Source organism: Streptococcus sp. HMSC057G03 (assembly GCF_001808745.1).
GTDB classification, from domain to species: domain Bacteria; phylum Bacillota; class Bacilli; order Lactobacillales; family Streptococcaceae; genus Streptococcus; species Streptococcus parasanguinis_Z.
Genome location: NZ_KV794417.1, coordinates 26,946 through 46,695, shown reverse-complemented (window position 1 = coordinate 46,695; position 19,750 = coordinate 26,946). Strand labels below are relative to the sequence as shown.

The following is a 19,750-nucleotide window of genomic DNA, read 5'->3' as shown; positions in this document are numbered from 1 at the left end:
GCTCAGCACTAGGGTGCCTGAGCTAGACGCAGTACTAACTCGTCTTGCTTCGTGTAATCGACGAGGCAGACTCGTGTCGCAAGAAATCATTTAAATCAAGGAGTATTTAATGTCTAAGAAATTAACCTTTCAAGAAATTATTTTGACTTTGCAACAATACTGGAATGACCAGGGTTGTATGCTGATGCAGGCTTATGATAATGAAAAAGGTGCGGGAACCATGAGTCCTTACACCTTCCTTCGTGCCATTGGTCCTGAGCCATGGAATGCGGCTTATGTAGAGCCATCACGTCGTCCAGCAGATGGACGTTACGGGGAAAACCCAAACCGTCTTTACCAACACCACCAATTCCAAGTGGTGATGAAACCATCACCATCAAATATTCAAGAACTCTACCTTGAGTCATTGGAAAAATTGGGGATCAATCCTTTGGAACACGATATCCGTTTCGTTGAAGATAACTGGGAAAACCCATCAACTGGTTCAGCTGGTCTTGGTTGGGAAGTTTGGTTGGATGGTATGGAAATCACTCAGTTCACCTACTTCCAACAAGTTGGTGGTTTGGCAACTGGTCCGGTAACTTCTGAGGTCACTTACGGTTTGGAACGTTTGGCTTCTTACATCCAAGAAGTCGATTCTGTTTATGATATTGAGTGGGCTCCCGGCGTTAAGTACGGAGAAATCTTCCTTCAACCAGAATATGAACACTCAAAATACAGCTTTGAAGTTTCTGACCAAGATATGCTTCTTGAAAACTTCGAAAAATTTGAAAAAGAAGCAGGACGTGCTTTGGAATTGGGCCTTGTTCACCCAGCCTATGACTACGTTTTGAAATGTTCGCATACCTTCAACTTGCTTGACGCTCGTGGCGCTGTATCCGTTACAGAACGTGCCGGCTACATTGCCCGTATCCGTAACTTGGCCCGTGTCGTAGCCAAAACCTTCGTCGCAGAACGCAAGAAACTCGGTTACCCACTTCTTGACGAAGCCACACGCGCCAAACTCCTAGCAGAAGAGGAAGAATAAAAAGAGTTACAAGAATGGAAAATGGGCAAACAAAGTGAGCCCGTACGGCTACCCAGAGGCAAGTCGGAGACTTGCTAAAGGGATAGGCACCGCCGTACTGCTTGATGGGGATTTTTGAAACGTTAGGTTCAAAAATCAGTTGGCTAAATCCACTTTGATGAGACTGTTGGAAATCGATGTCAAAGAGACAGAAGATTTCCCTACAGCCTCACAAAGTTAGTTAGCGACGTCCCCGGTACCTAAGGTGCCTATCAAAAAGAAGAATTTTGTAAAGGAAAAAACATGACAAAAAACTTATTAGTAGAACTTGGACTTGAAGAGTTGCCAGCCTACGTTGTCACACCAAGTGAAAAACAACTCGGTGAGAAAATGGCAGCCTTCTTGGATGACAACCGACTTTCATACGAAAGCATTCAAACCTTCTCAACACCACGCCGTTTGGCTGTCCGTGTCATTGGTTTGGCGGATCAACAAACAGATTTGACCGAAGTTTTTAAAGGACCTTCTAAGAAAATCGCCTTGGATGCAGATGGAAACTTCTCAAAAGCGGCCCAAGGATTCGTCCGTGGGAAAGGTTTGACGGTTGACGATATTGAATTCCGCGAAGTCAAAGGGGAAGAGTACGTTTATGTTACAAAACATGAAGCTGGAAAACCAGCTAAAGAAGTTTTGGCTGGCGTTCCAGAAGTGCTTGCTTCATTGATCTTCCCTGTCAGCATGCACTGGGCTAACAACACCTTTGAATACATTCGCCCAGTTCACACCTTGATCGTTCTTTTGGGCGACGAAGCACTCGACCTTGATTTCTTGGATATTAAGTCGGGTCGTGTGAGTCGTGGGCACCGTTTCCTTGGACATGAAGTAGAAATTACCAATGCGGATTCGTATGAAGAAGACCTTCGCACGGTTTACGTGATTGCGGATAGCAAAGAACGTGAAAACATGATTCGTGAGCAAATTAAGGCTATCGAAGCAGAACAAGGTGTTCAAGTTCAAATCGAAGAAGGACTTTTGAACGAAGTCTTGAACTTGGTCGAATATCCAACTGCCTTTATGGGAAGTTTTGACACTAAATATTTGGATGTTCCAGAAGAAGTTTTGGTGACCTCAATGGAAACGCACCAACGGTATTTTGTTGTACGTGACCTTGATGGTAAGCTGAAACCAAACTTCATCTCCGTCCGTAATGGGAACGCTGAGCACTTGGAAAATGTTATCCGAGGAAATGAAAAAGTCTTGGTGGCACGTCTTGAAGATGGTGAATTTTTCTGGCGTGAAGACCAAAAACTTAAGATTGAAGACCTCGTTGCTAAATTGGCCAACGTGACCTTCCATGAAAAAATTGGTTCTCTTTCAGAACACATGGCGCGTGCGGGTGTTATTGCAGCGTCACTAGCTGAGCAAGCTGGTTTGACTGCAGAAGAAACGGCAGCCGTCGCTCGTGCAGCTGAAATCTACAAATTTGACCTCTTGACGGGTATGGTCGGTGAGTTTGATGAATTGCAAGGAATCATGGGTGAAAAATACGCCCTTCTCGCTGGTGAAGATGCTGCGGTTGCGACAGCTATCCGTGAGCACTACCTTCCTGATTCAGCAGACGGAGCCCTTCCAGAGACTAAGGTTGGTGCCATTCTTGCCCTTGCAGATAAATTGGATACCCTTCTTTCCTTCTTCTCAGTTGGCTTGATTCCATCAGGTTCCAATGACCCTTATGCACTTCGTCGTGCAACACAAGGGATTGTTCGTATCTTGGATGCCTTTGGTTGGCACATCCCTATGGATGAGTTGATTGACAGCCTTTACGGACTTTCATTTGATAGCCTTTCCTATGACAATCAAGCAGAAGTGCTCAACTTCATCAAGGCGCGTGTGGACAAGATGATGGGACGCACACCAAAAGATATCAAAGACGCTGTTCTTGCTGGTTCAAACTTTGTCGTGGCTGATATGCTGGAAGCAGCTGAAGCTCTTTCAGAAGCTGCGAAGACCGATGGTTACAAGGCAGCTGTTGAGTCCCTCTCTCGTGCTTTCAACTTGGCAGAAAAAGCAGATGCTTCAGTAGCAGTCGACGCTAGTCTCTTTGAAAATGATCAAGAAAAAGCCCTTGCTAAAGCGATTGAAGATCTTGAATTGACTGGTTCAGCTAGCGACAAATTGGCTCAACTCTTTGCTCTGAGCCCAGTCATTGATGCTTTCTTTGACAATACCATGGTAATGGCAGAAGATGAGGCTGTTAAAAACAACCGTTTGGCCCTTCTTGCAGGCCTTGTAGCGAAAGCTAATGCTGTTGCGGCCTTTAATCAATTGAACACAAAATAATGACCTGATGACAGGTAGAAAGTAGGTTTTATTATGACACCTGAAAAAATCGCTCGGATCAATGAGCTTGCTAAAAAGAAAAAAACAGAAGGTCTGACTCCAGAAGAAGAAGTGGAGCAAGCAAAACTTCGTGAAGAATATATTGAAGGTTATCGTCGCTCCGTTCGTCACCACATCGAAGGGATCAAAATTGTGGATGAAGAAGGAAATGATGTAACCCCTGAGAAACTACGCCAAGTGCAACGCGAAAAAGGTTTGCATGGCCGTAGTCTCGATGACCCTAATTCATAATCAAAAAAGTGCTGGAAGAGACTCCAGCACTCTTTTGTATCTTCAAAATTCAGAATATTCTGGACTAGATTGACCAATTTTTAAAAACATGGTATAGTAGATTGTGTGAAAATTTGAAGTATACTTTTCTGAAAATGTACAGAAAAAGAATTGGAGTAATCATATGTCAAAAAAACATCATCCTGGTGAAGAAACCGAAAATGGGATGGTTCGTGGTCTGCAAAATCGGCATGTTCAGCTGATCGCTATTGCAGGAACCATCGGGACAGGACTCTTTCTTGGAGCCGGTCGTTCCCTTTCTTTGACAGGTCCTTCTATTATTTTAGTCTATATGCTGACTGGCGCCTTCATGTACTTGATGATGCGGGCGATCGGAGAAATGCTCTATATGGACCCTGATCAACACACCTTTATCAACTTTATCACCAAGTATATAGGAAAAGGTTGGGGTTATTTTTCAGGATGGTCCTATTGGGTCTCCTTGGTATTTTTGGGAATGGCAGAGATCACCGCTGTTTCCAACTATGTCCAGCTTTGGTTTCCAAATTGGCCAGCCTGGCAGATTCAAATTATCTTTTTAGCGCTCTTAAGTTGTGTAAACTTGATCGCTGTGAAGGTTTTTGGAGAGGTTGAATTCTGGTTTGGAATGATCAAGATTGTCACTATTTTAGCCTTGATCGCAACAGGAATCTTTATGGTGACGACGAATTTTGAAACACCAGCTGGACACGCTAGCTTAAGTAACATTACCAATGGTTTTCAAATGTTTCCAAATGGTTGGGTCAAGTTCGTCATGGCCTTCCAAATGGTCTTCTTTGCTTACCAAGCAATCGAATTTGTTGGAATTACTACTTCTGAAACCGCTAATCCCCGCCAAGTATTGCCAAAAGCTATTAAAGAAATTCCAATCCGGATTGTAATCTTTTATGTAGGAGCTTTGTTGGCGATTATGGCTATTTTCCCTTGGCAACAGCTTCCTGTCAATAAGTCACCGTTTGTAACGGTCTTTCAGATGGTAGGAATCAAGTGGGCAGCTGGATTGATTAATTTTGTTGTACTGACAGCTGCTGCATCTTCCTTGAATTCCACCCTCTATTCAACAGGGCGTCACTTGTACCAGATTGCAAAAGAAACACCAAACAGCAAAGTGATGAATCGTTTGAAACTGAATAGCTTATCTCGTATGGGGATTCCAAGTCGCGCGATTATTTTTTCTGCGATTGTGGTTGCTGTTTCTGCCTTTATCAATGTCTTGCCAGGTGTCTCAGATGCCTTTGCCTTGATTACGGCCTCTTCTTCTGGTGTCTACATTGCTATTTACATTTTGACTATGCTTGCCCATCTTAAGTACCGTAAATCGAAAGAATTTATGCCAGATGGTTTTGTCATGCCAGCCTATAAAGTGTTGAATCCATTGACCATTGTTTTCTTCCTCTTCGTATTCGTTTGTCTCTTTTTGCAAGAATCAACATACATTGGAGCGATTGGAGCAACCATCTGGATCATTCTTTTTGGGATTTACAGCAATTGGAAACATAGTAAATAAACCGCAAGAGAGTGGGACAGAAATCGGTAATTCGTTAGAATTCGATTTCGTCGTCCCACCTCCGCACAGTTGAGTAGGGCTGTAAAAGCTGATGAAATCAGCGTAGTAGAGCCCACTCAACTACTGCGTCTTGCTCGACAATCCAAAAACAATAAAGATGCTAGGACTTTTGTCCCAGACTCTTTATTATTTCAAAGCTAGTTTGCTTTTTTAAGAAATTTCTTGGAGTGATTAAAAGAAAAACAGAGATGGAAGAAATTATTTTTCTTCCATCTCTGTTTTTTGTCCTTGAATGGCTTTTTTGAACCACCAAAGTGAGCCGACTAGGATCAGGGCAGCAAGCCAAAAAATCCAAGCCTCAATAGTGGTTAGAAAAAAGTAGAGAGCGATAGCATCGACCAATAAAAGTGGGATGAGAATCTGTTTTCTTATTTTCATAAGAATATTGTATCATAAATCCTAGAGGAAACAAGTGAAATCAAGCCTTTCTAGGTATTTTGTAGGATCCGAAAAGGGCAGATAGGATTAGTTAGTGAATTTTCTTTCAGGAGTGCATCTTGGTTCCATTTGTGGTAAAATAGTAAAGATATGAGTAAAGAATTTCATCATGTAACGGTTTTGCTTCATGAAACGATCGATATGCTGGATGTTAAGCCAGATGGGATCTATGTAGACGCCACATTGGGTGGGGCAGGCCACAGCGAATATTTGTTAACAAAATTAAATGAATCGGGCCATCTTTATGCCTTTGACCAAGATCAGCATGCGATTGAGAATGCTAAGATTCGTTTGGCACCTTTCATCGAGAAAGGCATGGTGACCTTCATTAAGGATAACTTTCGTCATTTGAAGGAACGTCTAAACGAATTGGGTGTGACTGAAATTGATGGAATCTGTTATGACCTAGGTGTGTCTAGTCCTCAGTTAGATGAACGGGAACGCGGATTTTCTTACAAGAAAGATGCGCCACTGGACATGCGGATGAATCAAGAAGCTTCCTTGACAGCCTATGAGGTCGTAAATAGCTACGATTACCATGATCTAGTCCGTATTTTTTTCAAATATGGAGAGGACAAATTTTCCAAGCAAATTGCGCGGAAAATTGAGCAAGCACGAGCAATTAAACCGATTGAAACGACGACTGAATTAGCAGAGATTATTAAATCTGCTAAACCAGCTAAGGAGCTCAAGAAAAAGGGCCATCCTGCTAAACAGATTTTCCAAGCCATTCGTATCGAAGTCAATGATGAACTGGGAGCTGCAGATGAATCAATTCAGCAAGCCATGGATTTGTTGGCCCTCGATGGTCGTATTTCTGTGATTACCTTTCATTCGTTAGAGGATCGATTGACCAAACAATTGTTTAAAGAAGCTTCGACAGTTGAGGTTCCAAAGGGGCTTCCCTTTATTCCAGATGATTTGAAACCAAAGATGGAGTTAGTCAACCGGAAACCTATTTTGCCAAGTGATGAAGAGCTTGAGGATAATAATCGATCCCATTCAGCAAAACTACGGGTTGCTCGAAAAATACACAAGTAAGAGGAATTGATATGGCAGCAAGAGATGAGAGAACAAGAACACAGGTACTGCAAGATCGCTTTCGCCGTTTCTCTAGAGTAGAAAAGGCTTTTTATGGGTCGATTGTCCTAACAGCTGTGATTTTAGCCATTAGTATCGTCTTTATGCAGACACGAATTTTACAAGTACAGAGTGAGTTGACTGATTTGAATACGGAACTAGAAGCCAAAAAGACGGAATTGGCAGATGTTCGTCAAGAGGTCAATGAATTAACACGTTATGACCGCTTATCACAGTTGGCTAGCTCCCAAGGAATGAAGCTGCAAAAAGAAAATCGAAAAACAGTGAGTGCAAGTAGTGATGAATAAATTTAAAAAATTTTTAATCAGGTATTCGATAAAGAAACGTCGCTTGCCGGATCAGAATCGAAAACAAGTTGGGAAAAATCTCAGTGTACTGGCGATTTTCCTCTTTTTTCTCTTTCTGATTAATTTTGCAATGATTATTGGGACTGACAAAAAATTCGGTGTGACCTTATCGGATCAAGCAAAAAAAGTCCATGAGGAGACGGTTATTGTTCCTGCAAAACGTGGAACGATCTATGACCGAAATGGAGCAGTAATTGCTGAAGATGCGACGACCTATAACGTTTATGCTGTTATTGATAAAAAGTACAAATCAGCAACCGGAAAAATCCTCTATGTAGAAGAGAGCCAATTTAAAAAAGTAGCAGAAATCTTTAAGCAGTACTTAGGGATGGATGAGGATTACGTCATTCAACAGTTGTCGCAAAAGAAATTGAAACAAGTTTCTTTTGGATCGAACGGAAACGGCATTACTTATAGTAATATGACAGCTATCCGTGAGGCCATGGAAGCAGCGAAGATTGAAGGGGTTGCCTTTACAACTAGTCCAAATCGAAGCTATAAAAATGGAGTTTTTGCCTCTCAATTTATAGGGCAGGCCTCTCTTCAAGAAGATAAAGAGGGGAATAAAACCTTGAAGGGGCAATCAGGAATGGAGAAATCCCTCGATCGTATTCTCGCTGGTCAAAATGGGGTTATCACCTATGACAAAGACCGAAACGGGAATATCGTTCCTGGTTCAGATAAGGTTTCTGTCAAAACAGAAGATGGGAAGGATGTATACACAACCCTTTCTGCGGAACTTCAAACCTATCTCGAAACCCGAATGGATGTTTTCCAAGAAAAAGTAAAAGGAAAGTATGTTAGTGCGACTCTTGTGAGTGCAAAAACTGGAGAAATCCTGGCGACAACGCAACGTCCATCCTATAATGCGGATACCAAACAAGGGTTGGATCTGAAAAACTTGAAAACCTGGAATACCATCCTTTATCAAGGTCAATATGAACCGGGTTCAACGATGAAGGTCATGTTATTAGCTTCGGCGATTGATCATGGAACCTTCCCAGCCTATAATGAAGTATACTACAGTAACGAACTACAAGTAAAAGATGCGACGATTCGTGACTGGGATGTCAATATGGGCTTGATGGATGGACGCTATATGAACATTGCTCAGGGCTTTGCCTATTCTAGTAATATTGGGATGACCAAGCTAGAGCAGAAGATGGGAAATAACGTCTGGATGAATTACCTCCACCGCTTCAAATTTGGTCTCTCTACCCGTTTTGGCATGGGCGATGAGAGTTTTGGAAGCCTTCCGGGTGATAACTATGTTACTCAAGCTATGTCTGCCTTTGGACAAGGGATATCTGTCACCCAAACGCAGATGTTGCGGGCCTTTAGTGCCATCGCTAATGATGGGCAAATGTTGGAGCCGAAGTTTATTAGTGCTATTTACGATAAAAAATCAGACACAGCCCGCAAATCAAAAAAAGAAGTTGTTGGAAAACCAGTTTCAGGATCAGCTGCACAACAGACACGGAACTATATGATCACCGTCGGAACAGATCCAGAGTATGGAACCTTGTACAGTGATGGACCCATCATTCAGGTACCCGGTCAAAACGTTGCGGTGAAATCAGGGACTGCCCAAATGGCGACAGATCAAGGATACTTGCAAGGAGAAAATGATTATATCAACTCGGTTGTAGCCATGACACCTGCAGAAGATCCTGAATTCATTATGTATGTGACGGTCCAACAACCAGAAGTGAAATTCTCAGCGACCAGCTGGGAAGAGCTGGTTAATCCTATTTTGGAAGATGCAGTTGCTTTAAAAGACGAATTGCATTTGACATCAGAGGCACCAACGTTGGATGATGTGACCAAAGAAACGACCTACAAAATCCCTTCAGTAGAAACTCTCTCTAAGGAGTTGAATCTGAAACAAAATCTGAGCCCAGGTGCTTATTCAGAGGAATTGCGTCGCAATTTGGTGCAACCAATTGTCCTAGGAACTGGGAAAAATATCCGCAAGATGTCTGTGGATGTAGGCTCTAAAGTCAAAGCCAATCAGCAAGTATTGTTATTGACAGAAGACTTTGATGCGGTTCCGGATATGTATGGTTGGACAAAGAAAAATGCGGACATCTTTGGAGAATGGACTGGAATTGAGATTACCTATAAAGGTAGTGGAAAGAAAGTAACCAAACAAAGTGTCAAAATGAACACCTCACTCAATAAAACTAAAAAGATTACGTTAACATTAGGAGACTAAGATGTATATTGCTACGATCCTTGTATCGTTTCTATTAACAGTGGCTGCTATTCCAGCCTTTATTCGATTTTACCATCGTGCTCATATTTCCGGGCAACAAATGCACGAAGATGTGAAACAACACAAAGCGAAAGCTGGCACTCCGACAATGGGTGGAGTTGTATTTCTCATTACAGCCGTTCTAGTTAGTTTTGTCGTTACCGTATTGACTGGAAATTTCACGCGCCCTGTTCAACTGATTCTATTTATCTTGATTCTATATGGAATTGTTGGATTTTTGGATGACTTTTTAAAAGTCTTTCGTAAGATTAATGAAGGTCTCAATCCAAAACAAAAATTGGCCCTTCAACTTGTTGGTGGAATCATCTTCTATATTTTTTCTGAACGCCACGGTGCAGGAAGCCTTTTAAATGTCTTTGGTTACGATCTTTACTTGGGCCATTTCTACATTCTCTTTGCTTTATTTTGGTTGGTTGGTTTCTCAAATGCTGTCAATTTGACAGATGGGATCGATGGATTAGCCAGCATCTCCGTTGCCATTAGCCTGAGTGCCTATTCCTTTATTGCCTATATGCAAGGGAAATGGGACATTCTCTTTGTCACCTTGAGTATGATTGGGGCCTTGCTAGGATTCTTTGTCTTCAACCACAAGCCGGCTAAAATCTTTATGGGAGATGTCGGTAGTCTAGCTCTTGGAGGGATGCTTGCAGCCTTGTCAATGGCTTTGCATGTCGAGTGGACGCTGCTCTTGATTGGTCTGGTCTATGTCATTGAAACAGGTTCAGTGATGCTACAAGTGACCTATTTCAAATGGACCAAGAAACGTTACGGGGAAGGACGTCGGATTTTCCGAATGACTCCTTTCCACCATCATTTAGAACTGGGTGGCCTTTCTGGCAATGGGCAAAACTGGTCAGAATGGAAAGTGGATGCCTTTATGTGGAGCATTGCCTTGGTGACAAGTGTCGTGACTCTAGTCCTTCTCTACCTATAAAACGACGATGGGCAAGCCCACCGTTTTTTTGCTGACTCAGAGAGACTTCGCTGGTTAGGAAAAATGACCCATAAGAGAGGCAAGAAGACAGCTTTTCTGATATAATAATAGAGATCATGAAAGGAACTGAGAAAATGAAATTTACAGAGTTTAATTTTAAGCCCTATATTCAAGAGGCACTGAAAGAAATCAATTTTAGAGAAGCAACCGAAGTACAGGAAAAACTAATTCCGATTGTCCTAGCTGGAAATGATTTGGTAGGAGAGTCAAAGACAGGTTCTGGGAAAACCCATACTTTCCTCTTGCCGATTTTTCAAACCTTAAATGAAGACAGCCAACAAGTAGAAGCGGTCATCACGGCTCCTAGTCGGGAGTTGGCGACGCAAATTTACCAAGCTGCTCGTCAAATCGCTAGTCATTCTGAAAAAGAGATTCGGATTGTAAATTATGTTGGAGGAACGGATAAAAGCCGTCAGATTGAAAAACTGCAGGTCAAACAACCACATATCGTGATTGGAACTCCAGGCCGGATTTATGATCTGGTTGCATCGGGTGATCTGGCTATTCATAAGGCCCATACTTTTGTGGTGGATGAGGCAGATATGACACTGGACATGGGATTCTTGTCTACTGTGGATAAGATTGCTTCAAGTCTTCCGCAACAACTGCAATTTTTAGTTTTTTCAGCCACCATTCCGCAAAAATTGCAGCCTTTCTTGAAAAAATATCTCTCAAACCCAGTCATGGAGCAAATTAAGACTAAGACGGTGATTTCAGATACCATCGATAATTGGCTGGTTTCCACCAAGGGTCGGGATAAAAATGAGCAAATTTACCAATTGACCAAGACCTTGCAACCTTATTTGGCCATGATTTTCGTTAATACCAAAACGAGAGCAGATGATCTCCATGCCTATTTGGTGGCTCAGGGATTGAAAGTGGCAAAGATTCACGGAGATATCCCACCACGTGAACGGAAACGGATCATGAATCAGGTTAAAAATCTTGATTTTGAGTATATTGTGGCCACAGATTTAGCGGCTCGTGGAATTGATATCGAAGGGGTGAGTCATGTCATCAACGATGCTATTCCACAAGATCTTTCTTTCTTTGTCCACCGTGTCGGTCGGACAGGGCGCAATGGTCTACCAGGTGTCGCTATTACTCTTTATCAACCGAGTGATGATTCAGATATCCGTGAACTAGAAAAAATGGGAATTCGTTTCGTACCGAAAGTGTTGAAAAATGGGGTTATTGAAGATACTTATGATCGGGATAGACGGGCCAATCGTGAGAAAAAGCAAGAGAAACTCGATATCGAAATGATTGGTCTGGTGAAGAAGAAAAAGAAAAAAATCAAACCAGGCTACAAGAAAAAAATCAAATGGGCAGTTGATGAAAAGAGGAGAAAAGCTAAGCGAGCTGAAAACCGTGCGCGTGGTCGGGCGGAACGAAAGGACAAACGTCAAACTTTCTAACCCCTTCTTTCACATGTTCAGAAGAAAACATAGATTTTCTTTATGAACTCCATAAAGAAAATCTATTAGGAACTTGTCTAAAATTATGATAGACTAAATTTGAGTAGTCTATCATTTTTCTATTTCTGTAGCAATTTTTGGAATTCCGATAGTGAATGTGATAGAATGTTTATGTTCGAGAAAGGAAGTAACAAAAATGTTTACAACTAATCTTTTAGCTGCCAACTGGTATGCTGACTTTTTAAAACACGTTCCAGATAGCAAGCTGTTTAGTTTGAGAGCCGTATTGGATGCATTTCCGGCAGTCATTGGGAAATTGCCTGTGACGATTTTATTAGCCCTAGGAGGCGCATTTTTTGGGATTATTTTTGCCATGATTTTTGCTCTGGTCAAAATTAATCGTGTACGAATTCTTTACCCGATTCAAGCTGTTTTTGTCAGTTTTTTGCGGGGGACTCCTTTGTTGGTTCAGTTGATGTTGACCTATTATGGGATTCCTCTTATTTTAAAAGCGATCAATCAGTCTTATGGAACAGCTTTTAATATTAATGCCATTCCAGCTGAGTTATTTGCAATTGTGGCTCTTGCCTTTAATGAGGCGGCTTATGCGAGTGAGACCATCCGGGCAGCCATTTTATCAGTGGATCCTGGTGAAATTGAGGCAGCGCGTAGTCTTGGAATGACCAACCGTCAAGTTTATCGCCGGATTATTATTCCCAATGCAGCAGTCGTTGCAACTCCTACTTTAATCAACTCTCTCATTGGCTTGACCAAGGGGACCTCGCTAGCCTTTAGTGCCAGTGTAGTTGAAATTTTTGCCCAAGCACGGATTATTGGGGGGAGCGATTTGAAGTACTTTGAACGCTTTATCACGGTATCGATTGTTTACTGGATTGTGAACATTCTCATTGAAATACTAGGCCGTCACATTGAACGTCGACTGGATATTGAGACTCCCGTAGCAATTGATTTACCAGATCAGGAGGTCCGGATCTAATGATTTATATTTCAGAATTATCAAAGACATTTTCAGGTCAAAAGGTTTTAAATAATCTAAGTTTGGAAATTCAAAAAGGGGAAGTCGTGGCCTTAATCGGGTCTTCGGGAGCTGGTAAATCAACCTTCTTACGCAGTTTAAACTATTTGGAAGCTCCAGACAGTGGTAGAATTAAGATTGATGATTTCGAGGTTGATTTTGAGCACATTACCCAAGATCAAATCTTGACCTTAAGAAGAAAATTGGCCATGGTGTTCCAACAGTTTAATTTGTTTGGTAGAAAAACAGCTCTTGAAAATGTGAAAGAAGGGCTCATTGTTGTGAAGGGCTTATCCGACCAAGAAGCAACGAAAATTGCTCGAGAAGAACTGGCAAAAGTCGGCTTATCGGATCGTGAAAATCACTATCCTCGTCACCTCTCAGGTGGACAAAAACAACGGGTGGCTTTGGCCCGTGCCTTGGCCATGAAACCAGAGGTTCTTTTGCTGGATGAACCGACTTCGGCCTTGGATCCAGAATTGGTTGGAGAAGTTGAAAAATCCATTGCCAATGCAGCAAAATCAGGACAAACCATGGTACTGGTCAGCCATGATATGTCTTTTGTAGCGCAAGTAGCAGATAAGGTCCTATTTTTGGATAAAGGACGGATTATTGAATCTGGAACACCAGAGGAAATCATGCAACATCCAAAAGAAGAACGGACAAAAGAATTCTTTGCTAGTTACAAACGGACCTATGTTTGATATAATAGAGGAGAGGTAAGACTCAGCTGGCGATGCTAGCTGGGTTTGTTTTCTGAAAATGTAAAAATATTTGGAGTCGTGATGTTAAATAAATTATTGTCCTTATATTTACAAAGTTTAGTGACGACAACGATTTTAGTTGGGATCGCTTCTTGTATTTGGATTGGCTACCGTGCCCTTAAGAAGAAAGATAAAACAGCCAAGCAACGACAAGCCCATTTGTATGATATCCTCTTAATTGATATCATGACGATTCCTATTTTAACCTTTGCGGTCATAGGGATTTTGTTTATCTTTCAAGCACGATAATTGCAAAAAGACCGTGTTAGAATTATAATGGTTACAACAAAACAGAAAGAGGTTGAGTATGTTTGATACAGTGATTATTGGAGCAGGTCCTGCAGGGATGACTGCTGCCCTTTATGCAGCACGAAGCAATTTAAAGGTCGCATTGATTGAGAGAGGAATTCCAGGCGGTCAAATGAACAATACGTCTGACATTGAAAACTATCCTGGCTATGCGAATATTAGTGGCCCAGACTTGGCTGAAAAAATGTTTGAGCCTTTAGAAAATCTTGGTGTGGAACATTTGTTTGGTCAGGTAGAGCGCATCGAAGACCTCGGAGCAACCAAAAAGATTGTCACAGATGATGGGGAATTTGAAGCTAAAACCGTGGTGATTGCAACAGGGTCTAACCACCGTTTATTAAATGTCCCTGGTGAAGAGGAGCTGAATAGTAGAGGGGTTTCCTACTGTGCTGTTTGTGATGGTGCTTTCTTTAGAGACGAGGATCTCTTGGTCGTTGGTGGTGGCGATTCTGCGGTAGAAGAAGCTGTCTTTTTGACTCAGTTTGCAAAAACAGTGACCATTGCCCATCGTCGTGATCAGTTGCGTGCCCAAAAAGTTCTTCAAGACCGTGCCTTTGCCAATGATAAAATTCACTTTGCTTGGAATACGGTTGTTGAAGAAATTAAGGGGGAACCAAAAGTAACGTCTGTCCTTTTAAAAGATGTGAAGACAGGAGAGGTTAGAGAGCAGGCCTTTGGTGGTGTCTTTATCTATGTCGGTTTAGATCCTGTCAGTGATTTTGCGACGGAACTTGGTATTTTAGATGAAAATGGCTGGGTGGTGACGGATGATCATATGAGAACCACAGTCCCAGGTATTTTTGCGGTTGGCGATGTTCGTCAAAAAGATTTGCGTCAAGTGACGACAGCCGTCGGAGACGGTGCGATTGCTGGCCAAGAAGTTTATAAATATATCACAGAAAACTTTTAATCCAAAAAATCTGAGCTTCCTGTCTCAGATTTTTTTCATGCTTTCCTTTCAGTATTCAATAGAGCTGAAATGTGCTATAATGGTACTAATTTTATGGTAGGAATTCATAGAACAAATCAATAAAAAAGAGGTATACATATGTATCCAGATGACAGTTTAACTTTGCATACTGATTTATACCAAATCAACATGATGCAAGTCTATTTTGATCAAGGTATCCACAATAAACATGCCGTATTTGAAGTGTATTTTCGTCAACAGCCTTTTAAAAACGGTTACGCTGTATTTGCCGGCTTAGAGAGAATTGTGAAATACTTGGAAAACTTGAGTTTTTCTGAGAGCGATATTGCCTATTTAGAGTCACTTGGTTATCATGGGGCCTTCTTGGAATATCTTCGTGATCTCAAGTTAGAATTGACGGTACGTTCTGCTCAAGAAGGAGATTTAGTCTTTGCGAATGAACCAATTGTTCAGGTAGAAGGTCCTTTGGCTCAGTGTCAATTAGTTGAAACAGCTCTCTTGAATATCGTCAACTTTCAAACCTTGATTGCAACAAAAGCTGCTCGTATTCGTTCGGTCATTGAAGATGAGCCTTTGATGGAATTTGGAACACGTCGTGCGCAAGAAATGGATGCTGCCATTTGGGGAACTCGTGCGGCAGTCATCGGAGGGGCCAATGGAACTAGTAATGTTCGGGCAGGAAAACTCTTTGGAATCCCAGTTTTAGGAACCCATGCCCATTCTCTTGTACAGGTATATGGAAATGACTACCAGGCCTTTAGGGCTTATGCGGAAACCCATAAAGATTGTGTCTTCCTCGTCGATACCTATGATACCCTGCGTATTGGGGTCCCTGCTGCTATTCAGGTAGCGCGTGAAATGGGAGATAAGATCAATTTCCTAGGCGTCCGGATTGACTCAGGAGATATTGCCTATATTTCTAAAAAGGTTCGCCAGCAATTAGATGAGGCTGGGTTTACAAATGCTAAAATCTACGCTTCTAATGACTTGGATGAAAATACTATCCTCAACTTAAAAATGCAAAAAGCAAAAATTGATGTTTGGGGTGTAGGAACCAAGTTAATTACAGCTTACGATCAACCAGCGCTTGGAGCGGTATACAAAATTGTCTCTGTTGAAAACGAAGCAGGAGAGATGATCAATACCATCAAGCTTTCCAATAATGCAGAGAAAGTTTCTACACCAGGTAAAAAGCAAGTCTGGCGGATTACCAGCCGTGAAAAAGGTAAGTCAGAAGGGGACTACATCACTTACGATGGAGTAGATGTTTCACAACTGACAGAACTTAAAATGTTCCATCCAACTTATACCTACATTAATAAAACAGTCCGAAACTTTGAGGCGATTCCTCTTTTAGTGGATATTTTTAAAGAGGGTCAATTGGTTTATCAACTGCCAACATTATCAGAAATTCAAGAATATGCTCGTAAAAATTACGATCAATTATGGGATGAATACAAGCGCGTCCTCAATCCACAGCATTACCCAGTTGACTTGGCCAAAGATATTTGGCAGGATAAGATGGATCTGATCGAGGAAATGCGTAACAAGGCCAATGGAGAAGGAGAAGCAAAATGAGTTTGCAAGAAGAGATTATCCAACAATTGGGTGTCAAGCCAATTATTGATCCTCAGGAAGAGATTCGCCGCTCGGTTGATTTCTTAAAAAGATATCTAAAAAAACATCCCTTCTTGAAAACATTTGTATTAGGGATCTCAGGAGGACAAGATTCAACGCTTGCTGGACGATTAGCTCAATTAGCCATGGAAGAAATGCGCGCAGAAACAGGAGATGCCTCCTATCAATTTATTGCCGTTCGTCTTCCTTATGGGGTACAGGCAGATGAAGCAGATGCACAAAAAGCTTTGGCCTTTATCCAGCCGGATGTTAGCCTGGTTGTGAATATCAAGGAGTCTGCTGACGAAATGGTACGAGCAGTAGAGGCGACTGGAACAGAGGTTTCTGATTTTAACAAAGGCAATATTAAGGCTCGCAGTCGTATGATTGCTCAATATGCTCTAGCTGGAGCACGTAGCGGAGCGGTGATTGGGACGGATCATGCTGCAGAAAATATTACTGGCTTCTTTACAAAGTTTGGAGATGGTGGTGCAGATATTTTGCCCCTTTTCCGTTTGAATAAACGCCAAGGAAAACAATTGCTTAAGGCCTTAGGAGCCGATCCTGTTCTTTATGAGAAAATCCCAACAGCAGATTTGGAAGAAGAAAAACCAGGAATAGCAGATGAAGTAGCGCTGGGTGTCACCTATAATGAAATCGATGATTACCTAGAAGGCAAACAAGTGAACCCAGAAGCTCAAGCCACTATTGAAAAATGGTGGTATAAAGGCCAACACAAACGCCACTTGCCAATCACAGTATTTGATCATTTTTGGGAGTAAAAAGGTCCAGTGGACCTTTTTAGCCCGAGTCTTAAAATAGGAGAACGAGGTAGAAATCGGTAACTCGTAGAGTTCGATTTCGTAGTCTCACCCCCGCAAGGCTGTCTAGATTTGAAAGGTGCTCAAAGAGCTCCGTTCAAATCAGCCAGCTACTGAGTCAATGTATCATTGAAAAGCTCATGGATGAGGTGGAGACAAATAGAATTTTTCTATTAATACTAGACAGAAAGCGGTAATTCGTAGAGTTCGATTTCGTAGTCTTCTCACCATACAATATTGTGAAAAGCATCAAAAAGAAGGGCGATTTCATCCGTCCTTTTCTTCTAGATTAAAGTAACCAACTTGCAACGTTCAAGTTGCATGAAAAAATGAAGGGAGACAATCTATGAATCATCTTGGAAGTCTTGTCATAGAGACAGAGCATTTATACTTGAGGCCTTTCGTTTTGGAAGATGCACCAGCGATGTTTGAAAATTGGGCTTCGGATCCTGAAACCCTGAAATATGTCACTTGGGATGCCCATGCATCTACTGAGAGAACCAGAGAATCGATCAAAAGATGGATCGAACAGTATCGTAAACCAGATACTTATAAATGGGCGCTTTGTTTGAAAACATCACTGGATCAGGTAATTGGAGATATTAGTGTGGTTTCTCAAGACCAGGAAAGTCAATCATGCGAGCTAGGTTATATCCTTGGCAAGAAATTCTGGGGGCGGGGATTCATGACAGAAGCCGTCATAGCTGTTTTGGATTTCTTATTGAACAAAGTCGGATTTAAAGAAATCAAAGCCACTTATGTCAGTTTAAATCCTGCTTCAGGGAAAGTCATGGAAAAGGCAGGAATGCAGTATGTAGAAACCATCCCTCATGCCATTCAACGCAAAGGATATTGCGGGGATAAAATCATCTATTCTAAACAGAATCCCTCTCTATAGGGTGATTTTTACTTGAAGATTCTGCTCAAAGGATTATAATAGTAAATAATGAAAAAAGGAGATTGCTATGTCAGAATTAACGAAAGAATTTACAGACCAGCTCTATGCTAATTATGAAGCAAATGTGAAATATGCGGCTCTTGAAAATGCTGTTACCCACAATGGGATCCATGCATCGCTTGAAACGCGCAAGAGTGCAGTAGAAAATACACCAGTTTTTTCACTTGATTTGACCAAGGATAAGGTGACAAACCAAAAAGCATCTGGACGTTGTTGGATGTTTGCGGCTTTAAATACCTTCCGTCACAAGATGATTTCAAGCTTCCAATTGGAGGATTTTGAATTGTCTCAAGCACATACTTTCTTTTGGGATAAGTATGAAAAATCAAACTGGTTTTTGGAGCAAGTGATTGCTACAGCAGATCAAGAATTGACCAGCCGTAAGGTGGCTTTTCTCCTACAAACCCCACAACAAGATGGTGGTCAATGGGATATGGTGGTATCCCTCTTTGAGAAATACGGAGTGGTTCCAAAATCAGTTTATCCGGAATCGATTTCTTCAAGTAATAGCCGGGAATTGAACACCTACCTCAATAAACTCTTGCGTCAAGATGCGCAAATCTTGCGTGACTTGATTCACTCAGGCGCAGATAGTGAGGCAGTTGCGAGCAAGAAACAAGCGTTGTTGCAAGAAATCTTTAACTTCTTGGCTATGTCTTTAGGATTGCCTCCGCGTGAATTTGACTTTTCATACCGTGATAAGGACAACCAATTCCATAGCGAAAGTGGCTTAACTCCACAAAGCTTCTACAAAAAATATGTAGACCTTCAATTAGACGATTACGTCTCCATTATCAATGCCCCAACTACAGATAAGCCATATGGAAAATCTTACACCGTAGATATGCTGGGCAATGTGGTTGGTAGCCGTCCAGTCCGCTACCTAAATGTTCCAATGGATCGATTGAAAGAATTAGCTATTGCTCAAATGAAAGCAGGAGAAACTGTCTGGTTTGGTTCAGATGTAGGCCAAGTCAGCAACCGTAAAGCCGGAATCCTGGCAACAGATGTCTACGATTTTGAAGCAGGCATGGACATTCATTTGACACAAGACAAGGCGGGTCGCTTGGACTATGCAGAAAGTCTCATGACACACGCTATGGTCTTGACAGGGGTTGATTTAGACGAAGCAGGTCAGCCTCGTAAATGGAAGGTTGAAAATTCATGGGGAGACAAGGTCGGTACAGATGGTTACTTTGTGGCTTCTGATGCTTGGATGGATGAATATACCTATCAAATCGTGGTTCGTAAAGAATTCCTAACAGCAGACGAATTAGCAGCCTATGAAGCAGAACCAATTGTCCTAGCACCGTGGGATCCAATGGGAGCTTTAGCAAAATAATGATATAGAAAAGAGCCGAAAGGCTCTTTTCAGATTGAAGACAAAATATCTTAAAAACTTTCCTTAGGTGAGTACGGACGTCAGCGAACTTCTTTAAAGTTCCATGACTAATTATTGAGTCTAAGGTCTCAATAATTCCGAGTGCCTGAAACAATA

18 protein-coding genes are annotated in these 19,750 nt (G+C 41.7%); 17 read left to right on the top strand and 1 reads right to left on the bottom strand.

Annotated elements, in window-relative coordinates; genetic code table 11:
* Positions 1 to 109: 109 nt before the first annotated feature.
* From glyQ to HMPREF2686_RS01745, 4 genes are all read left to right on the top strand, one after another.
* Complete coding sequence (gene glyQ, locus HMPREF2686_RS01760; protein WP_002886077.1) at positions 110 to 1,027, top strand: glycine--tRNA ligase subunit alpha; 918 nt, start codon at positions 110 to 112, stop codon at positions 1,025 to 1,027.
* Positions 1,028 to 1,309: 282 nt separating this feature from the next.
* Complete coding sequence (gene glyS, locus HMPREF2686_RS01755; RefSeq protein WP_070449008.1) at positions 1,310 to 3,346, top strand: glycine--tRNA ligase subunit beta; 2,037 nt, start codon at positions 1,310 to 1,312, stop codon at positions 3,344 to 3,346.
* 33 nt (positions 3,347 to 3,379) lie between these two features.
* The gene (locus HMPREF2686_RS01750) at positions 3,380 to 3,637 is read left to right on the top strand and encodes a DUF896 family protein (RefSeq protein ID WP_031575259.1); all 258 of its coding nucleotides are present in this window, start codon (positions 3,380 to 3,382) and stop codon (positions 3,635 to 3,637) included.
* A gap of 163 nt (positions 3,638 to 3,800) precedes the next feature.
* Positions 3,801 to 5,183 (top strand): amino acid permease, encoded by a 1,383-nt coding sequence (locus HMPREF2686_RS01745; RefSeq protein WP_049490975.1) that lies wholly within the window; start codon positions 3,801 to 3,803, stop codon positions 5,181 to 5,183.
* A gap of 258 nt (positions 5,184 to 5,441) precedes the next feature.
* Here HMPREF2686_RS01745 and HMPREF2686_RS01740 read toward each other — a convergent pair whose 3' ends face one another.
* Positions 5,442 to 5,621, bottom strand: a complete 180-nt coding sequence (locus tag HMPREF2686_RS01740) for a hypothetical protein (protein ID WP_042759811.1) — start codon at positions 5,619 to 5,621, stop codon at positions 5,442 to 5,444.
* 150 nt (positions 5,622 to 5,771) lie between these two features.
* Here HMPREF2686_RS01740 and rsmH point away from each other — a divergent pair, with 150 nt between their 5' ends.
* The 13 genes from rsmH to pepC all read left to right on the top strand — a co-directional run bounded on the left by rsmH (position 5,772) and on the right by pepC (position 19,594).
* Complete coding sequence (rsmH, locus tag HMPREF2686_RS01735; RefSeq protein WP_024054758.1) at positions 5,772 to 6,722, top strand: 16S rRNA (cytosine(1402)-N(4))-methyltransferase RsmH; 951 nt, start codon at positions 5,772 to 5,774, stop codon at positions 6,720 to 6,722.
* A gap of 11 nt (positions 6,723 to 6,733) precedes the next feature.
* The gene (gene ftsL / locus HMPREF2686_RS01730; RefSeq protein ID WP_003003929.1) at positions 6,734 to 7,069 is read left to right on the top strand and encodes a cell division protein FtsL; all 336 of its coding nucleotides are present in this window, start codon (positions 6,734 to 6,736) and stop codon (positions 7,067 to 7,069) included.
* Complete coding sequence (gene pbp2X, locus HMPREF2686_RS01725) at positions 7,062 to 9,344, top strand: penicillin-binding protein PBP2X (RefSeq protein WP_024054759.1); 2,283 nt, start codon at positions 7,062 to 7,064, stop codon at positions 9,342 to 9,344. The genes ftsL and pbp2X overlap by 8 nt, the downstream gene beginning before the upstream one ends.
* Before the next feature lies 1 nt (position 9,345).
* The gene (gene mraY, locus HMPREF2686_RS01720) at positions 9,346 to 10,338 is read left to right on the top strand and encodes a phospho-N-acetylmuramoyl-pentapeptide-transferase (RefSeq protein WP_003014926.1); all 993 of its coding nucleotides are present in this window, start codon (positions 9,346 to 9,348) and stop codon (positions 10,336 to 10,338) included.
* Positions 10,339 to 10,472: 134 nt separating this feature from the next.
* Positions 10,473 to 11,816: a DEAD/DEAH box helicase gene (locus HMPREF2686_RS01715; protein WP_045760261.1), complete on the top strand. Its 1,344-nt coding sequence runs from the start codon at positions 10,473 to 10,475 to the stop codon at positions 11,814 to 11,816.
* Positions 11,817 to 12,012: 196 nt separating this feature from the next.
* Positions 12,013 to 12,813 (top strand): amino acid ABC transporter permease, encoded by an 801-nt coding sequence (locus HMPREF2686_RS01710; RefSeq protein WP_024054761.1) that lies wholly within the window; start codon positions 12,013 to 12,015, stop codon positions 12,811 to 12,813.
* Positions 12,813 to 13,556, top strand: coding sequence for an amino acid ABC transporter ATP-binding protein (locus tag HMPREF2686_RS01705; protein ID WP_003003991.1), 744 nt, complete (start codon positions 12,813 to 12,815; stop codon positions 13,554 to 13,556). The genes HMPREF2686_RS01710 and HMPREF2686_RS01705 overlap by 1 nt, the downstream gene beginning before the upstream one ends.
* 81 nt (positions 13,557 to 13,637) lie before the next feature.
* Positions 13,638 to 13,865, top strand: a complete 228-nt coding sequence (locus HMPREF2686_RS01700) for a DUF4059 family protein (protein ID WP_003003995.1) — start codon at positions 13,638 to 13,640, stop codon at positions 13,863 to 13,865.
* A gap of 58 nt (positions 13,866 to 13,923) precedes the next feature.
* Complete coding sequence (gene trxB, locus HMPREF2686_RS01695; RefSeq protein ID WP_070449006.1) at positions 13,924 to 14,835, top strand: thioredoxin-disulfide reductase; 912 nt, start codon at positions 13,924 to 13,926, stop codon at positions 14,833 to 14,835.
* A 138-nt stretch (positions 14,836 to 14,973) separates the two neighbouring features.
* Positions 14,974 to 16,434, top strand: a complete 1,461-nt coding sequence (locus HMPREF2686_RS01690; RefSeq protein WP_021154542.1) for a nicotinate phosphoribosyltransferase — start codon at positions 14,974 to 14,976, stop codon at positions 16,432 to 16,434.
* Positions 16,431 to 17,255 (top strand): ammonia-dependent NAD(+) synthetase, encoded by an 825-nt coding sequence (gene nadE, locus HMPREF2686_RS01685; RefSeq protein ID WP_049514921.1) that lies wholly within the window; start codon positions 16,431 to 16,433, stop codon positions 17,253 to 17,255. The genes HMPREF2686_RS01690 and nadE overlap by 4 nt, the downstream gene beginning before the upstream one ends.
* A gap of 385 nt (positions 17,256 to 17,640) precedes the next feature.
* Entirely contained in the window at positions 17,641 to 18,192 is a 552-nt protein-coding gene (locus HMPREF2686_RS01680; protein ID WP_031575284.1) for a GNAT family N-acetyltransferase, read from the top strand.
* Positions 18,193 to 18,259: 67 nt separating this feature from the next.
* Positions 18,260 to 19,594 (top strand): aminopeptidase C, encoded by a 1,335-nt coding sequence (pepC, locus tag HMPREF2686_RS01675; protein ID WP_049485552.1) that lies wholly within the window; start codon positions 18,260 to 18,262, stop codon positions 19,592 to 19,594.
* The last annotated feature ends 156 nt before the right edge of the window (positions 19,595 to 19,750 follow it).

Bases quoted from the DNA above. Each gene is read 5' to 3' on its own strand.
- HMPREF2686_RS01750 (WP_031575259.1), top strand. From the start codon at position 3,380: ATGACACCTGAAAAAATCGCTCGGATCAATGAGCTTGCTAAAAAGAAA.
- rsmH (WP_024054758.1), top strand. From the start codon at position 5,772: ATGAGTAAAGAATTTCATCATGTAACGGTTTTGCTTCATGAAACGATC.
- trxB (WP_070449006.1), top strand. From the start codon at position 13,924: ATGTTTGATACAGTGATTATTGGAGCAGGTCCTGCAGGGATGACTGCT.
- HMPREF2686_RS01690 (WP_021154542.1), top strand. From the start codon at position 14,974: ATGTATCCAGATGACAGTTTAACTTTGCATACTGATTTATACCAAATC.
- HMPREF2686_RS01705 (WP_003003991.1), top strand. From the start codon at position 12,813: ATGATTTATATTTCAGAATTATCAAAGACATTTTCAGGTCAAAAGGTT.
- HMPREF2686_RS01740 (WP_042759811.1), bottom strand. From the start codon at position 5,621: ATGAAAATAAGAAAACAGATTCTCATCCCACTTTTATTGGTCGATGCT.
- HMPREF2686_RS01715 (WP_045760261.1), top strand. From the start codon at position 10,473: ATGAAATTTACAGAGTTTAATTTTAAGCCCTATATTCAAGAGGCACTG.
- nadE (WP_049514921.1), top strand. From the start codon at position 16,431: ATGAGTTTGCAAGAAGAGATTATCCAACAATTGGGTGTCAAGCCAATT.
- HMPREF2686_RS01710 (WP_024054761.1), top strand. From the start codon at position 12,013: ATGTTTACAACTAATCTTTTAGCTGCCAACTGGTATGCTGACTTTTTA.
- HMPREF2686_RS01680 (WP_031575284.1), top strand. From the start codon at position 17,641: ATGAATCATCTTGGAAGTCTTGTCATAGAGACAGAGCATTTATACTTG.
- glyS (WP_070449008.1), top strand. From the start codon at position 1,310: ATGACAAAAAACTTATTAGTAGAACTTGGACTTGAAGAGTTGCCAGCC.
- pbp2X (WP_024054759.1), top strand. From the start codon at position 7,062: ATGAATAAATTTAAAAAATTTTTAATCAGGTATTCGATAAAGAAACGT.
- pepC (WP_049485552.1), top strand. From the start codon at position 18,260: ATGTCAGAATTAACGAAAGAATTTACAGACCAGCTCTATGCTAATTAT.
- mraY (WP_003014926.1), top strand. From the start codon at position 9,346: ATGTATATTGCTACGATCCTTGTATCGTTTCTATTAACAGTGGCTGCT.
- HMPREF2686_RS01700 (WP_003003995.1), top strand. From the start codon at position 13,638: ATGTTAAATAAATTATTGTCCTTATATTTACAAAGTTTAGTGACGACA.
- glyQ (WP_002886077.1), top strand. From the start codon at position 110: ATGTCTAAGAAATTAACCTTTCAAGAAATTATTTTGACTTTGCAACAA.
- HMPREF2686_RS01745 (WP_049490975.1), top strand. From the start codon at position 3,801: ATGTCAAAAAAACATCATCCTGGTGAAGAAACCGAAAATGGGATGGTT.
- ftsL (WP_003003929.1), top strand. From the start codon at position 6,734: ATGGCAGCAAGAGATGAGAGAACAAGAACACAGGTACTGCAAGATCGC.